At 72.6% G+C, this 15,491-nt stretch carries 12 protein-coding genes and 3 pseudogenes; 8 read left to right on the top strand and 7 right to left on the bottom strand.

Going from position 1 to position 15,491, the window contains the following annotated elements; genetic code table 11:
* Positions 1-78: 78 nt before the first annotated feature.
* Positions 79-1,323 (bottom strand): 5-aminolevulinate synthase, encoded by a 1,245-nt coding sequence (hemA, locus tag A8713_RS28260; protein ID WP_064536496.1) that lies wholly within the window; start codon positions 1,321-1,323, stop codon positions 79-81.
* 210 nt (positions 1,324-1,533) lie between these two features.
* Here hemA and A8713_RS28255 point away from each other — a divergent pair, with 210 nt between their 5' ends.
* The 3 genes and pseudogenes from A8713_RS28255 to A8713_RS35000 form a co-directional block, all read left to right on the top strand.
* Positions 1,534-3,078, top strand: coding sequence for a class I adenylate-forming enzyme family protein (locus tag A8713_RS28255; protein ID WP_064536495.1), 1,545 nt, complete (start codon positions 1,534-1,536; stop codon positions 3,076-3,078).
* Between the two features lie 6 nt (positions 3,079-3,084).
* A pseudogene (locus tag A8713_RS35005) lies at positions 3,085-3,207 on the top strand (hypothetical protein); the annotation flags it as partial.
* Positions 3,208-3,316: 109 nt separating this feature from the next.
* Positions 3,317-3,370 (top strand): annotated as a pseudogene (locus A8713_RS35000) (hypothetical protein); the annotation flags it as partial.
* 132 nt (positions 3,371-3,502) lie between these two features.
* Here A8713_RS35000 and A8713_RS28250 read toward each other — a convergent pair.
* Entirely contained in the window at positions 3,503-3,745 is a 243-nt protein-coding gene (locus A8713_RS28250) for a DUF5302 domain-containing protein (protein ID WP_064536494.1), read from the bottom strand.
* A gap of 83 nt (positions 3,746-3,828) precedes the next feature.
* The gene (locus A8713_RS28245; RefSeq protein ID WP_064536493.1) at positions 3,829-5,289 is read right to left on the bottom strand and encodes a DEAD/DEAH box helicase; all 1,461 of its coding nucleotides are present in this window, start codon (positions 5,287-5,289) and stop codon (positions 3,829-3,831) included.
* A gap of 306 nt (positions 5,290-5,595) precedes the next feature.
* Between A8713_RS28245 and A8713_RS28240 the strand changes: the two genes are divergently transcribed.
* A complete protein-coding gene (locus A8713_RS28240; protein WP_064536492.1) occupies positions 5,596-6,195 on the top strand; it encodes a TetR/AcrR family transcriptional regulator in 600 nt (199 codons plus the stop codon).
* Positions 6,196-6,228: 33 nt separating this feature from the next.
* On the opposite strand, the gene A8713_RS28235 is transcribed toward A8713_RS28240, so the two are convergent.
* Positions 6,229-6,876 carry a chorismate mutase gene (locus A8713_RS28235; RefSeq protein WP_064536491.1) on the bottom strand — a complete coding sequence of 216 codons (648 nt, stop codon included), beginning with the start codon at positions 6,874-6,876 and terminating at the stop codon, positions 6,229-6,231.
* Positions 6,877-6,934: 58 nt separating this feature from the next.
* A pseudogene (locus tag A8713_RS28230) lies at positions 6,935-7,496 on the bottom strand (hypothetical protein).
* Between the two features lie 256 nt (positions 7,497-7,752).
* Here A8713_RS28230 and A8713_RS28225 point away from each other — a divergent pair.
* Positions 7,753-9,591 (top strand): FUSC family protein, encoded by a 1,839-nt coding sequence (locus A8713_RS28225; RefSeq protein ID WP_237305473.1) that lies wholly within the window; start codon positions 7,753-7,755, stop codon positions 9,589-9,591.
* 22 nt (positions 9,592-9,613) lie between these two features.
* Here the strand turns inward: A8713_RS28225 and A8713_RS28220 are convergent, their stop codons facing one another.
* Positions 9,614-11,950 (bottom strand): FdhF/YdeP family oxidoreductase, encoded by a 2,337-nt coding sequence (locus tag A8713_RS28220; RefSeq protein WP_064536489.1) that lies wholly within the window; start codon positions 11,948-11,950, stop codon positions 9,614-9,616.
* Between the two features lie 122 nt (positions 11,951-12,072).
* On the opposite strand from A8713_RS28220, the gene A8713_RS28215 reads away from it, so the two are divergent.
* From A8713_RS28215 to A8713_RS28205, 3 genes are all read left to right on the top strand, one after another.
* A complete protein-coding gene (locus A8713_RS28215; RefSeq protein ID WP_064536488.1) occupies positions 12,073-12,438 on the top strand; it encodes a DUF488 domain-containing protein in 366 nt (121 codons plus the stop codon).
* A 182-nt stretch (positions 12,439-12,620) separates the two neighbouring features.
* The gene (locus A8713_RS28210) at positions 12,621-13,604 is read left to right on the top strand and encodes a Dyp-type peroxidase (protein ID WP_064536487.1); all 984 of its coding nucleotides are present in this window, start codon (positions 12,621-12,623) and stop codon (positions 13,602-13,604) included.
* Between the two features lie 3 nt (positions 13,605-13,607).
* The gene (locus A8713_RS28205; RefSeq protein WP_237305472.1) at positions 13,608-14,423 is read left to right on the top strand and encodes a family 1 encapsulin nanocompartment shell protein; all 816 of its coding nucleotides are present in this window, start codon (positions 13,608-13,610) and stop codon (positions 14,421-14,423) included.
* Between the two features lie 12 nt (positions 14,424-14,435).
* Here A8713_RS28205 and A8713_RS28200 read toward each other — a convergent pair whose 3' ends face one another.
* Positions 14,436-15,476 carry an NAD(P)-dependent alcohol dehydrogenase gene (locus A8713_RS28200; RefSeq protein WP_064536486.1) on the bottom strand — a complete coding sequence of 347 codons (1,041 nt, stop codon included), beginning with the start codon at positions 15,474-15,476 and terminating at the stop codon, positions 14,436-14,438.
* Positions 15,477-15,491: the final 15 nt, after the last annotated feature.

The raw sequence follows: 15,491 nt of genomic DNA, 5'->3' as shown, positions 1-15,491 counted from the left end.
GGCCGCGACACGACGCGGGACGGGGGACGGACGGGTCGCGGAGCGGCGGAAGTGCCGTGTGCGGCCCCGCGGGGCGGGTCAGCCGTCCGTTCCGGGCGGCCGGTGCGGGCCCGGAGCTCGTGTCACTCCCAGTTCCCGCCAGATCCCGTCCAGCGCGGCGACGAACTGCTCGACCTCCGCGGGCTCGTGCACGGCTCCGGGTGCGCTCCGGAGGATCTCCTGGCCCGCGCGCACGCTCGGCGCGTTGATCGCCTGGACGTAGATGCCGTGGCGTGCCAGCAGCAGGGCGGAGATCCGGCGGGCGAGTGCGTCGTCCCCGACGAAGATCGAGACGATGTGGGACTCGTCGGAGACGAAGGGGATGCCGTGTTCCGTGAGCAGCCGGTGCGTCAGTCGCGCGTTCTCGCGGAGCCGGTCGCGTTCCTCGTCGGAGGTGCGCAGGTGCCGGACCGCGGCGAGGGCGCCCGCCACGACCGCCGGTGGCAGGGCGGTGGTGAAGATGAAGGGGCGGGACAGGCCGCGCACCGCGTCGACCAGCTCGGCGGGACCGGCGATGTATCCGCCGGTGGTGCCGAACCCCTTGGCCAGGGTTCCCATGATGACGGTGAACTCGTCCGCGATGCCCAGGCTCGCGGCGATACCGGCTCCCTCCGGCCCGTACATCCCGACCGCGTGGACCTCGTCGAGGAAGGTCATCGCGCCGTGCTCGCGGGCGATCCGGGCTATCTCGGCGAGCGGGGCGACATCACCCGCCATCGAATAGACCGACTCCATGACGATCATCTTCGGCCGACCGGGGTCGGTGGCGGATATCAGCTCTTCCAGATGCGTCATGTCGTTGTGGCGGAAAATGTGTTTCTCGGCGCCGCTGTGGCGGAGTCCGTCGATGATCGAGGCGTGGTTCATCTCGTCGGAGAAGACGACGCAGTTCTCCGGCCGGCCGGCGAGGACCGTGAGTGCTCCGTCGTTCGCGGTGTACCCGGAGGTGAAGAGAAGGGCGTCCGCCTTGCCGTGCAGATCCGCCAGTTCCTTCTCCAGCAGCACGTGGTAGTGGTTGGTCCCGCCGATGTTCCGGGAGCCGCCCGAGCCCGCGCCGTACTCGTCGAGGGCTTCGCGGGTGGCCGCCAGGACCAGCGGGTGCTGCCCCATCCCCAGGTAGTCGTTGCTGCACCACACGCTGATCTCGGAGGTGACCCCGTCCCGCAGGCTCCGGGCCGCCGGGAATTTCCCGGCGAGCCGGCCGATCTCGAGAAACTCCCGTTTCGCCTCCGGTGACCCACCTTCCCCCGTATACCGCGAGAAGAGCTCCAGGTAATGGTTCATGACGACCCTTTTCTCCGAAGACCAAGCCGATGCGGGGGCCGAACCGGTAGAGGGCATTGTCTCAGAGCGGAATATCACTTCGATGGCGCGGCCTGCGACAATTCGGCACCTCCCGCGCATCCGTTTCTTCTTTTCACACTCCTGGTGTACTTGATTCGCCTGTTGTAGGCTCTGCGGAAATTCCTCGACACGGCACCGATGGAGCTTCCTATGCCGTCGAACGAAACGTATGTCAGACAGATCCTTCAGGTGATATCCGCGGAACCGGAGAAAATCCTCCTGTCCTGGCGCGACAAGACGCTGACCGCGGCGGAGCTGACCACCCTGGTCCGGTCGGGCGCGCAGGCCCTGCACCAGCACGCCGGCGGGATCGACGGCGGAACCGTGGTCGCCGTTCTGACCGTCACCAACACCGCCCCGACCCTGGTCCTGCGGTACGCCGCGAATCTGGCCGGGGCCACGGTGGTCCATCTGCACACCACCAACGCGGTCGACCCGGCGGACCAGTTGGCCGCCGACGCCAAGCTCAAGATCCTCCGGGAGACCGGTGCGACGCACCTGGCCGTCGACGCGGAGAACCTCGCGGCCGCCCGTGAGCTGCGCGGGCGGCTGGGCACTCCGCTCACCCTCGTCGCCCTCGGCGACCTCGGCCCCGACGTCCTGGACCTGACGACCGGGGACCCGGACGCGCTGGACCCGGCCGCCGTCGACATCGGACTCGACCGGCCCGCCGTGGTGACCTACACGAGCGGGACGACCGGCGAGCCGAAGGGCATCGCCTTCGACTTCCGGACCCGCAACGGTTTCATCTCCGCCGGACTCCGGATGGGCTGGCGGTCGGTCTATCTGGCCTGCCTCCCGCTCAGCCACTCCAGCGGCGCCACGGCCGACGACTCACTGGCGTCCGGTGGCTCGGTGGTCCTGCGGGACGGCTTCGACGCGGGTGACGTGTTGCGCTGCATCGAGCGGTACAAGATCACCCGCATGCTGCTCTCCCCTCCCCAGCTGTATCTGCTCATGGACCATCCGGAGGTCGGCTCGACCGACCTGTCCCGCCTCCAGATGGTCACGTACGTGGGCTCCCCCGCGTCCCCCGAGCGACTGGGCGAGGCGGTCAGGGTCTTCGGCGACGTGCTGATCCAGGTGTACGCCACGAGCGAGGCGGGCTTCGTCAGCATGCTCTCGCCCGCCGAGCACCTCGACCCCCGACTGCGGGTCACGGTCGGCCGGCCGATGCCCGGCTGGGTCCGGATCACCGATCCGGACGACCACCACGACCTGCCGCCGGGCGAGACCGGCGAGGTCTGTGTGCGGTCGCCGTTCACGATGAGCGAGTACGTGGCCGAGCCCGAACTCACCGCCCGGACCGTACGGGACGGCTGGGTGCACACCGGTGATCTCGGCTTCGTCGACGGTGACGGCTACCTTCACCTGCGCGGCCGGATCGGCGAGGTGATCAAGACCAATGGCATCAAGATCCATCCGGTGACCGTGGAGAACGCCTTCCTGGCCCATCCCGATGTCGTGCAGGCGGCCGTCTTCTGCGTCCGGGACCGGGACCGGGTCGAGCACCTGCACGCCGCCGTGGTGCTGCGCGAGGCGGGCACGGCCGGCCCCGGCGAACTGGCGGATCACATCCGGGCCGCCATCTCGCCCAAGCACGTTCCCGCGCAGATCCACGTCCGCCGTGCGCTGCCCCTCACCGGCGTCGGCAAACCGGACAAGGCGCGGCTGGCCGCGGAAGCGAGCGGGTGAGACCCCATGCCCCTCTCCGTGGCGTCCGTCCCGGCCGGATCCGCGCTACGGCGACCGGAGCACCCGGCGGTCGTGTCCGGTACCCGGAAGATCACCTACCGCGAGCTGTGGGACGGGGCGCGGAGGTACGCGGCGGCGCTGCGCGCGCGGAGCATCGGACCCGGCGACAAGGTGGCGCCGCTGCTGCCCAGCCCGGCTGGACGCGCTCGCGGCGCACAGCACCCCGATCGACCGTCAGGTGCCGCGTGCGCCCGAGGACATCGCAGTGATCCTCTGCACCTCCGGCACCACCGGCCGGCCCGAGGGCGCCCTGCTCACCCATCTCGACGTGGTGATGAAGGTGCTGCGGGAGACCGTGCCGGACGCGAGGACGCCCGGTGTCCCGTCCGCGGGTCGTGCGGTCGGGGCACCGGGCGTGATCGGCTCAGCCGCCGCTCTTGCGCCTGAACGACCGCTGGTTCGTGGCCGGGCCGTGTGCCGCGCGTACCTTCGACGCGTCCGGGTTGGCGGCGGCGTCGGCGGCTTCCGCCTGCGCACCGCGCTTGCGGGCGAGGGCTTCGCGGAACTTGCGCTTGAGGTCGTAGTTGCCGTCGGCGTCCGGCGTCAGAGGGGACGTCTCGGCGTCGGCCGGCTCCGAACCTTCCGTGGTGACGGGCTCTGCGGTCATGGTGACCTCCTGGGTTCGGGGATGGGCACGCACAGCTTGTCATGCCGGACGTGGTGCGCGACCGGGTGGCGGGGCAGCGGCCCTCAGCCGTTGCGGCGTACGAGGGCCGCCTTGCGGGCCTCGGCGAGCTTGCGGGCCTCGCCCGCCTTCCGGGACGTGCCGCCTCCGCGGCGGGCGGGGTCCTTGCTGGTGCCCAGGCCGCGGAAGGGGGCGTTGGTGTTCTTGGGCCGGGCGGGGGCGGCCCCGCCGTCGAGCGGGGTCCCGGACGGGGCCTTGGCTCCGGTGATCCGGCTCAGCTCCGCCTCGCCCGAGCGCACCTTGGTGACGGTCGCCTCGATACCGGCCTCGGCCATCATCCGGCGCGTCTCGTCACGGCGGCCCGCCGGTACGAGCGTGACCACGCGGCCGGACCCGCCGGCGCGGGCGGTACGGCCCGCCCGGTGCACATAGTCCTTGGGGTCGGTGGGCGGATCGACGTTGACCACGAGATCGAGGTCGTCGACGTGCAGACCGCGGGCCGCGACATTGGTCGCCACCAGAACGGTGATCTGGCCGTTCTTGAACTGCGCCAGCGTCCGTGTGCGCTGCGGCTGGGACCTGCCGCTGTGCAGCGCCCCCGCGTGCACACCGCTGGCCCGCAGATGCCGGGTGAGCTGGTCGACGGCGTGCTTGGTGTCCAGGAACAGCAGGACGCGGCCGTCGCGGGCGGCGATCTCCGTGACGACGGCGTAGCGGTCGGGGCCGTGGACGACCAGGACGTGGTGCTCCATCGTCGTGATCCGGCCCGCGTCCGGGTCGGCCGCGTGGGCCACGGGATCGCGGAGGTAGCGGCGGACGAGCTGATCGACGTCGCCGTCCAGCGTGGCCGAGAAGAGCATCCGCTGACCGTCCGGGTGCACCTGGTCGAGGGCCTCGACGACCTGCGGCAGGAACCCCAGGTCACACATCTGGTCGGCCTCGTCCAGCACGGTGATCCGCACCCGTCCCAGCCGGCAGGCGTTGCGCTCGATCAGGTCGTGCAGGCGTCCGGGGGTGGCGACGACCACCTCTGCTCCCTGGCGCAGCGCGGCGACCTGCCGTCCGGTCGACACCCCGCCGACGACCGTGGCCGTCCGCAGCCGCAGTGCCTCGGCGTACGGCGCCAGCGCCTCGGTCACCTGTTGGGCCAGTTCCCGGGTGGGCACGAGAACCAGCGCGAGGGGCTGCTTCGGTTCGGCTCGCCGCCCGGCCGTACGGGTCAGCAGCGGCAGGCCGAAGGCGAGCGTCTTACCCGAGCCGGTGCGCCCGCGCCCCAGGACGTCGCGGCCCTTCAGGGCGTCCGGCAGGGTGGCGGCCTGGATCGGGAAGGGCGCGCGCACCCCGGACGCGCTCAGTGTCCGCAGCACCTCCGCCGGCAGTCCCAGGTCGGCGAAGGAGCCTGCCGGGGGCGGCGCCGGGGTCGTGGCGCCGGGCCGGGCGGGACCGCCCTGAGCCGTGCCGGAGTCGGCGGTGCCGGAGTCGGCGGTGCCGGAGTCGGCGGTGCCGGGGTCATCGGGGTGCTTCACGAACAGCCTTCCGCAGGAGGAACGTACCGAGGAAGACCCGGCAGGACGGAACAGCCCGCCCACCGGCGGCACCGGCCGGGCTGGATCGCTCACCGCGACGACCACGCAAACGCACGAGGCTAACACGGACACACGGGATGGCGGCCGGGGCTGCTACCCGACAGCCGACGCCGGTCGTCGTACGTACGCCCGGCTACGTACTCCCAGTTCTCCCCGTTCTGCCCATTCTCCCTGTTCTGCCCGTTCTCTCCCATTCTCCCCGTTCGAGACCGATCGTTCGCCCTCGTACTTCGCTACCCTGGCTGGATGAGCCAGGGCACCAGGGGAAGCGGCACGTCGGCAGCGCGGGCGCGGCTGCTCGGTACGGCGACCAAGATCTTCTACGCGGAGGGGATCCACTCCGTCGGCGTCGACCGGATCATCGCGGAGGCGCAGGTCACGCGGGCCACGCTGTACCGCCACTTCACGGGCAAGGAAGAACTCGTCCTCGCCTACCTCGGCCTGGCCGACCGGGAACTCCGCTCGCAGGCCGAGGCCGCACAGGCGGGTGAGGAGTCGGCGGCCGACAAGGTCCGGGCCGTCTGCCGGACCATCGCCGCGGGGATCCGGTCCCCGGGGTTCCGGGGCTGCGCCTTCCTCAACGCGGCGGTGGAGTACCCGGATCCGGACCATCCGGTGCACCGCGCCGTCCTGGCCCACCGGCAGTGGTTCCTGGACACCGTCACGGAGCTGCTGGCCCGGACCGGCGGTGACGCACCCGCCGAGGCCGCCGGCCGGCATCTCGTCATGCTCCGGGACGGCGCCATGGCCTCCGGGTGCCTCTCCGACCCCGAACTGGTGGCCGAGACCTTCCTCCAGGGCGTCGAGGGGATCCTCCGGGCGCGTTCCGCGCCGCTCGGCGACTGACGGGGCGCGTCCCGGTGACTGACGGAACGCATCTCAGCGGCACACGGAGCGCGTCGCCGTCCTGAGCGCGCGGCGGTGGAGTGCGTCCAGGCGTTCCAGAGCCGCGCCCGATGCGCCGGCCAGGGCGAGTCGCGCCGCGCAGCCGACGGGCTCGGCGCGCGACCGCTCCGTGTCCTTGAGCTCGTCGAGCAGGGCCCGGGTCAGCCGGTCGAGCCGCTCGCGGATCGGGCCGAGGTCGGGACGTGTCGCGGGAGCTTCCCCGGGGCGGGCGGCCCAGCGGGCGAACAGCCCCCGCTGCGTGAACTTGCTGGCCGTGATCTGGTCCCGGAAGAACGCCACTGCCGCGTCCGGGTCCAGCCCGGCGGCACCGGCCCGCGCACGGACCTGGTCCAGGACCTGCCCCTCGCGCACGGGGTCCTCGATGGGCGCGCCGGTGCCGAACTTGGCCGCCGCCACGGCGTCGCCCACCCGGATGCGCTCGATGACGAGGCCCGTCAGAGGGCCGAGCCTGCCGAGCGGGCCGCCCAGGGGCCCGGCGGTCGTACGGGCACTCGCAGCCGTCGCTGCCGTCACCTCCGTCGCGGCCGTCACCTCCGTCGCCTGATGTGTCGTCGGCAGCGCCAGGGTCCCGCACAACGCGGCGACGACGGCGCAGCGAGCCGTGCTGTCTCGCAGGTTCACTTGTCCACCTCGGGTTCGGGTTCGGGTTCCGGTGCCTCCCGCTGTCCTGTCCGTGCTGTCAGTTCCCCTTGGCGGCGCGGCCCAGGCGCAGGGCGGAGAGGAGGAAGAAGACTCCGCCCGGAACGGCGTAGCCGACCGCACCGGGTGAGCGCGGGATCGTCCGCCCCGGCCGACGCGACGAACGACGCCCCGGCCAGGACCGAGATGCCGCCGCTGAGGATCATCGGCCACTGGCCGCCCAGCGACCGGCGGGGGACGGCCACGATCAGCTGGACCAGGCCGGACACGACCGCCCAGGCTCCCCACACCCGCAGCACCGCCGGGATGCCGGACGCGCAGGCGACGGCCACGCCGACGGCCGCGACCGAGCTGATGGCCATGTTCAGGCGCAGCAGCGTCGGAGATCCGGCGGCGCGCGACGCCCTCGCGTCGACGACGGCCGCACCCACGTCGAACAGCGGATACAGCACGAGCAGCACGGCCGTGGCCGGGCTGATCCCGGACGCCGTCGCGAACATCACGAGCGCCCAGGTCAGGGCGAAGGCACAGCGGACGAAGTACAGGCGGCGCAGGGCGGAGGCCGTCCCGGTGACACCGGACGGAGCGGCGATGGTGCTCACGGTGATCCCTTTCGGTGGATTCATGAATTCGATGGATTCGGCGGATTCGGCGGATTCGGCGATACGTGATGGAGGCCGGAGTTCGCGGCGGGAAACGCGTCGGAGACCGCGAGGGAGAACGAACGTTCTCCCTCTTCCCTTGAGCCTGGCAAGCGTGCTCCGCCTTGTCAAGACCGAACGTTCTCCCTCACCGGATCCGGTCGGTCCACCCCGGAAGGTTTTGACGTGCCCGGACATGCGACAGATGCTGAGGCCGATGGATCCCGGAGGTGGAGGTGAGGCAGGCCGCGCGGTCGCCGCAGTGGCGCGGGTGCTCTCGCCACGCGGGGCACTGGCCGTGCGCCGGGTGGACGGGGCCCTGGTGTTCGCCCTGCGGGCGGCCCTGGCCATGGCGCTGGTCGCCCTGCCGATCGTGCTCGCCGGACGCCCGGATCTCGCCGTGTACGCGATGCTCGGCTCCTTCACCACCACGTTCGGGCGCAATCTGCCCTATCCGCGCCGGGCCCGCGTGCTGGCGTGGGTCGCGCTCGCCATGACCGCGTGTGTGGGCTCCGGCCTGACACTGGCGGCCCTGGTCCGTCCGCGGGCGGGCGGGACGGGTGCCGTCCTGGTGGTGGCGGCCACGGCAGCGGTCGCCGGGGCGGCGAAGTTCACGTGCGACGCGGCGCGGCTGGGCGGGCTCGGCGCGGTGCTGCTGCTCTTCTCCTTCGCGGTGGCCGCCGAGAGCCCGGCCGCGTTCACCGACGTCCTGCCCCGGACCGGGCTGGCCGCGGCCGCCGCGGCGGTCGCCTGGGGGACGGCCGTCGCGGGCCGGTACGTCCATCCGGACCGGCCGCAGCGGCTCGCCGTGGCCGCCGCCCTGCGCGCGCTCGCCCGGCTGCTGACGGCGACGGCGACCGATACGGACGGGGCGGATCCGCGGGGTGCGGCGGGACGGGAGCGGCACCGGTCGACGGTGGCTGTGCTGCACGCGTACCACTGCCTCGGTCTCGCGCCGCCCGCGCACCGGTCCCTCGGCCTCGGTCCGCCCGGAGCCGGGGCGCGCACCGGCCCGGACAGGATGGACGGGACCGATGTCTGCGTCCGGCTGGCCGACGTGTCCTGGTCGCTGCTGATCGGCTCCGCGAGCCGGCCGCCGCCGAAGGGGGCCGAGTCGGCGGAGCTGCTGCGGCGCCAGGCGCGGCTGCTCGCGGACCGGCGCCGGGCCCGGCCGGAGCTGCTGCCCGGCTTGCCGACGCCGTACGCGGAGGCGGACGCGGACGCTGCCCCGCCCTCTTCCGCCGCGCGCACCGCGGGCGGGGACCCCGAGCCGGCCTCGCCCGACTCCACGCGCCGGGCCGGTGAGCTGTTCGCGGGGCCGCGGCTCGCCGGGCCCGTGCACCGCTCGGTGCGGGTGGTGCCCGCGCTGCGTATGGTGCTGGGGACCGGGGTGGCGGGCGCCCTGGCGCTCGGGCTCGGCCTGGGGCACGGCTACTGGGCGGCGATCTCGGCCGCCGCCGTGCTGCACTCGGTCAACATCCGTACGACCGCGCAGCGTGCCGTCCAGCGGACCCTGGGGACGGTGCTGGGGCTGCTGCTCGCGCTCGGGGTGCTGGGCGCGCGCCCGGACCCGGTGGTCCTCGTGCTGGTGATCGTGGTCCTGGAGTTCCTGCTCGAATGCGTGGTGGTCCTCAACTACGGCCTCGGCGTCGTCTTCCTGACGCCACTGGCGCTGCTGCTGAGCGAACTGGCGGCTCCCGCCCCCGCCGGCGCGCTCGTCCAGGACCGGGCCCTCGCCAGTCTCCTGGGCATCGCGGTGGGCCTGGCCTGCGCGGTGCTGGTGGTCGACGACCACGCCGCCGTACGCGTGGAGCACGCGCTGGCCGCGTGCGCCCGCGCCACGCGGCAGGCGGAGGAAGTGCTGGCCGGTGCCGCGGGGCCGCCGCCCGCGGCGCTGCCGGTGCGGCTGGCCGAGGCCGTGGTGGAGCTGCGCGAGGCGGACGACGCCGCGGCGGGCGAGCTGTGGCAGGCCGGGATCGACCCGGCCCTGCTCGCCGCCGCGGAGCGGCGCGGCTACCTGCTGCTGGAGCGGCTCCTCTCGCACCCGCCCGGGTGAGCCACGACCCTTTGCCGCCCGGTCACCCGGCCGTGCGGTCCCCCGTCCCCGACGGCCGCACGGTCACGTCCACGTTCTTCATCAGCGGCTGGTCGCTCTGGGTGCTGTGGTCGCCGATGGCGCACAGGACGTTCAGCTCCGGCATGTACCCGGCGGCGCAGCCGCGCGGGATGTCGTACGGGACGGCCTTGTAGCGGTGGACGCTGCGGGTCGAGCCGTCCCGCGCCGTGCTGGTGATGTCGACCTCGTCGAAGAGCGCGAGCCCGCGGTCGCGCATGTCCTGGGCGTTCATGAAGATCAGGGTGCGCAGGTTCTTGATCCCGCGGTAGCGGTCGTCGGCGGAGTAGATCGTGGTGTTCCACTGGTCGTGGGAGCGCATCGTGCCGAGCTTGAGCACGCCGTCGGCCGGTACGACGTCGGGGAGTCCGGCGGCGGAGAACTCCGCGCGGCCCGAGGCCGTACGGAAGACGAGTTCCCGGGCGGGCTGCTTGATGCGGAAGCCGAGCGGGAGACGGACGCGCCGGTTGAAGTCCTCGAACCCCTCCAGGGCCCGTGCCATGGTGTCGCGGATGCGGTCGTAGTCCTCGACGTACCACTCCCAGGGGGTGTCGCTGTCGGGCAGGGCGGCGCGCGCCATTCCGGCGATGACGGCCGGTTCGGAGAGCAGGTGGGGCGAGGCGGGCCGCTTCATTCCGAGGGAGAGGTGGACCATGCTCATGGAGTCCTCGACCGAGGTGGCCTGCTTGCCGGCCTTCTGGAGGTCCTTCTCGGTGCGGCCCAGGCAGGGCAGGATGAGCGCCCGGCGGCCGTGCACCAGATGGCTGCGGTTGAGCTTGGTGCTGACCTGCACGGTCAGTTCGCACCGCCGCAGCGCCTCGGCGGTGTACGCCGTGTCCGGGGCGGCCAGCGCGAAGTTGCCGCCCATGCCGACGAAGACCGTCACCTCGCCGCGGTGCATCGCCTCGATGCTGCGCACGGTGTCCAGGCCGTGTTCGCGGGGCGGTTCGATGGCGCACGCCTTCGCCAGACGGTCCAGGAACTCCGGGGGCGGGCGGTGGTCGATGCCGCAGGTGCGGTTGCCCTGTACGTTGCTGTGGCCGCGCACCGGCGACGGACCGGCGCCCTCGCGGCCCAGGTTGCCGCGGAGCAGCAGCAGGTTGACGATCTCCCGGACGGTGTCCACTCCGTGTTCGTGCTGGGTGATCCCCAGGCACCAGCTGAAGATGCTCCGGTCGGCCTCGCAGTAGACGCGGGCGGCCTTGGCGATGTCGGCGCGGGCGACACCGCTCTGCCGCTCGATCTCCTCCCACGGCGTGGCCTCCACGAGCGCCCGGTAGGCGTCGAAGCCCGTGGTGTACCGGTCGATGAACTCCCGGTCGAGCGCCTTCGGGTCGGTCTCCGCCTCGGCGAGCACGGCCTTGGCCATGCCGCGCAGCAGGGCCATGTCGCCGCCGATGCGCGGCTGGATGTTGAGCGAGCTGGTCGGGGTGGACCGGAACAGCGCCATGTCGACGAAGTCGTGCGGGATGATCGTGCGGGTCGCCGCGGCCTCCACGAGCGGATTGATGTGCACGATCTTCGCGCCGCGCTTGTGCGCCTCGGCGAGCGAAGTGAGCATCCGCGGGGCGTTGGAGGCGGCGTTGACCCCGAGGATGAACAGGGCGTCGGCGACCTCCCAGTCCTTGAGGTCGGCCGTGCCCTTGCCGGTGCCGAGCGCGGCCTGGAGAGCGCGGCCGCTGGCCTCGTGGCACATGTTGGAGCAGTCGGGCAGGTTGTTCGTGCCCAGCTCGCGTGCCATGAGCTGGTAGAGGAAGGTCGCCTCGTTCCCGAGCCGCCCGGAGGTGTAGTACGTGGCCCGGTGCGGGCTGTCCAGTTCGCGCAGGGTGCGTCCCACCAGGGCGAACGCGTCCTTCCAGGAGATCGGCACATAGGTGTCGGTGTCCGGGTCGTAGCTCATGGGGTGGGTCAGCCGGCCCTGGCGTTCCAGTTGCTCGTCGCTCCAGGAGGACAGCTCGGTGACGGTGTGCGCCGCGAAGAACTCCGGGCCGACCCGATGGTGGGTCATCTCCCAGGAGACGTGTTTGATGCCGTTCTCGCAGATGTCGAGCCGCAGCCCCTTGAGGTCGTCCGGCCAGGCGCATCCGGGGCAGTCGAAGCCCTCCCCCTCGTGGTTCATGCGCTGGACGGCGCGCGGCCCGTCGACGAACTCGCGTTCGCGCAGCAGGAAGCGGGAGACGCTCTTGGCCGCGCCCCAGCCCGCCGCCGGGTGGTGGTAGGGGCGGAACTCCGGAGCCCGCTGGTCCGGGGCGTCCTCGGCAGGGGCGTCGGCGGACTGCGCCGGGGTCCTCTGGTCGGTCATGGGTACTCCCTGTTCTGCGGACGTTCTGCGGGACGTTCTGCGGGATGCTCCGTGGTGTTCTACGTTCGACGGGACTCTCGGTTCGTTCTACGGGGCTCTCGGTTCGACGAGGAGGTACCGCCATGTCCGGACGGGTCAGCTGCCGCAGGATCTACGAGGACGCCTCGCCGCGGGACGGCACGCGGGTGCTGGTGGACCGCCTGTGGCCCCGGGGGGTGAGCAAGGAGGACGCCCGCTGGGACGAGTGGCTGCGGGACATCGCGCCCTCGACCGACCTGCGCCGCTGGTATCACCATGATCCGGACCGCTTCACCGAGTTCCGCCGCCGTTACGTCGCCGAGCTGGGCGACCCCGACCACCACTCCGCCGCCGAGCATCTGCACGACCTGGCGGCCCACGGCAGGCTCACGCTGCTGACGGCCACCAAGGACGTGGACCACAGTGAGGCCGCGGTCCTCGCCGACTGGCTGAACCACGCCGGACGCTAGGCCCTGGCCCAGGGCGCGCGGCGGGCTCAGGTGCCAGGTTATGCGCCCCGCTCCCGTCCGGCCCGTCCACAGCGGCCACCGGGCCCGGACAGTAGAGTCCGCAGGACAGCACAGAGTCCGCAGGACAGCACGCAGCACGAGAATCCGGCAGTACTCCCGCCATCAGCCTGGAGGCACGCTCCGTGGTCGAGCCGCAGTCCGTGATCGCCCCGCCCGCCAGATCCGCCCTGTTCCTCGTCTGCACCATCGTCTCCGGTGGTGAGGCGGTCGTCCGCGATCTGCTCCCGGATGTGGCCGGGCTGAAACGGTCGGTGGGGTTCCGCGCCCCGGACGACGACCTCACCTGTGTCGTCGGCATCGGCTCCACCGCCTGGGACCGCCTCTTCGACGGCCCCCGCCCCCGCGAGCTGCACCCCTTCGTGCCGCTCACCGGAGCCCGGCACCACGCGCCCTCCACGCCGGGCGACCTCCTCTTCCATCTGCGCTCCCGGCGCATGGACCTGTGCTTCGAGATGGCCCAGCTGATCGGTGAGCGCCTCAGCGGCGCCGTCACGGTCGTGGACGAGGTGCACGGCTTCAAGTCGTTCGACGAGCGCGACCTGCTCGGTTTCGTCGACGGCAGCGAGAACCCGGAGGGGCGCCTGGCCCTGGACGCCGTCCACATCGGCGAGGAGGACCCGGACTTCGCGGGCGGCAGCTACGTCGTCGTCCAGAAGTATCTGCACGACCTCGCCGCGTGGAAGGCGCTGCCGGTGGAGGAGCAGGAGAAGGTCATCGGCCGCTCCAAGCTGGACAACGTCGAGATGCCCGACGACGTCAAGCCCGTCGACTCCCATGTCGCGCTCAACACCGTCACCGACGAGGACGGCACCGAACGCAAGATCGTCCGGGACAACATGCCCTTCGGACGCGTCGGCGAGGGCGAGTTCGGCACCTACTTCATCGGCTACGCCCGTACGCCCGCGGTGACCGAGCAGATGCTGCGGAACATGTTCCTCGGCGACCGGCCCGGCGTGCACGACCGGATCCTCGACTTCTCCACCGCGGTCACCGGCTGCCTCTTCCACGTCCCCACCGCCGACTTCCTCGACGACCCGCCGCCCCCGCCCGCGGTCACCGCCGTGGCGGAGGGCTCCCTGGGGATCGGCAGTCTGAAAGGAGCCTGATCCATGTCCACGCCCACCGCCATGACCAACCTCCACCGCGAACTCGCCCCGATCACGCCCGAGGCGTGGGCCCAGATCGAGGACGAGGCCCGCCGCACCTTCCAGCGCAACGTCGGCGGCCGGCGCGCCGTGGACGTGACCGGGCCCGAGGGACCGGCGCTGGCGGCGGTGGGCACCGGCCACCTCACCGCCATCGAGGCGCCCGCGCAGGGCGTGACCGCGCGGCTGCGCCAGGTGCAGCCCCTCGTCGAGCTGCGCGTCCCCTTCAAGGTCACCCGGGACGCGGTGGACGACGTGGAGCGCGGCGCGCAGGACTCCGACTGGCAGCCGGTGAAGGACGCGGCGCGCGCCATGGCGTTCGCGGAGGACCGTGCCGTCTTCGAGGGGTACGCGGCGGCGGGCATCGACGGGCTGCGCAGGCGCACCTCCAATCCGGTGGTGAGCCTGCCGGCGGAGCCGCGCGACTACCCGGACGCGGTCAGCCACGCCCTGACGACGCTGCGGCTGGCCGGGGTCGCCGGTCCGTACGCGCTGGTGCTGGGCGCCGACCCGTACACGGCGGTGAACGAGACGTCCGACCACGGCTACCCGATCGCCGCGCATCTGAGCCGGCTCCTGGACGGGCCGCCCATCTGGGCGCCCGCCGTGGACGGCGCCTTCCTGGTGTCCACCCGGGGCGGTGACTTCGAGCTGCGGCTCGGCCAGGATCTCGCGATCGGCTACACCGCCCACGACGCGCAGGCGATCGAGCTGTACTTCCGGCAGACGCTGACGTTCCTCGTCTACACGGACGAGGCCGTGGTGGCGCTCACCTCCTGAGGGGCCCGCCGCTCAGCCGTTGGGCAGGACCACCGCGCGCCCGTCGATGCGGCCCGCGTGCAGCCGTTCGTAGGCGAGCGGTGCCTCGTCGAGTGTGAAGGTCTCCGTGTGCACCGACAGCGCGCCGGAGCGGGCCAGGGCCAGCACCTCGGCGAGTTCACCGCGGCTGCCCCAGTACGGGGAGCTGACCGTGACCTCGTGCGGCAGCCGGCCGAAGCCGACGGGCAGCGCCCCGCCGCCGAGGCCGACGACGGAGATCTCGCCCTCGACGGCGGCCACGGCCCCTGCGGTGGCGACGGTCGGCGCGGCGCCGACGAAGTCGAACACGGCCTCGGCGCCCAGCCCGCCGGTCAGTTCGCGGACCGCGGCGGCGGCCCGCTCGTCGGACCTGACCGTCTCGTGCGCCCCGACCTCGCGGGCCAGCCGCAGCTTGTCCTCACTGATGTCGAGGGCGACCACCCGGGCCGGGGACAGCGCCCGCAGCAGCTGCACGGCGACGTGTCCGAGGCCGCCGGCGCCGATCACCACGGCGGTGGAGCCCGGCACGAGGCGGGGCAGCGCCCGCTTGACCGCGTGGTACGGCGTGAGGCCCGCGTCGGTCAGCGGGACCGCGGCAACCGGGTCGAGGCCGTCCAGCGGGACCAGGTGCCTGGCGTCGTCGACGAGCAGGTACTCGGCCATCGCGCCGGGGGCGCCGAGGCCGGGCGGGCGGATGCCGAGCGCGCCGGCGCGCAGGCAGTAGTTCTCCTTGCCCTCGGCGCACTTGGGGCAGGCGCCGCAGCCCCAGGGCCCGTACACGGCGACCTGGTCGCCCTCGGCGAGTCCGGTCACCCCGGCGCCGAGCGCCGCGACCGTGCCCACGCCCTCGTGGCCGAGGGTGAGCGGCAGCGGGAAGGAGAGCGCCTCGGCCGGGCGGCTCATCACGGCGATGTCGGAGTGGCACACACCGGCGGCGGTGACCTTCAGCAGGATCTGGCCGGGGCCGGGCTCGGGATCGGGGACGGTGACGACCTCGGGCGGGGCGCCGACGGTGCGGTACTGGAGTGCCTTCATGGAAGTTCCTTCCTC

The sequence above is a fragment of the Streptomyces sp. SAT1 genome (assembly GCF_001654495.1).
Classification (GTDB): domain Bacteria; phylum Actinomycetota; class Actinomycetes; order Streptomycetales; family Streptomycetaceae; genus Streptomyces; species Streptomyces andamanensis.
The sequence above is the reverse complement of the archived record's forward strand: the minus strand, read 5'-3'. Positions and strand labels throughout refer to the sequence as shown.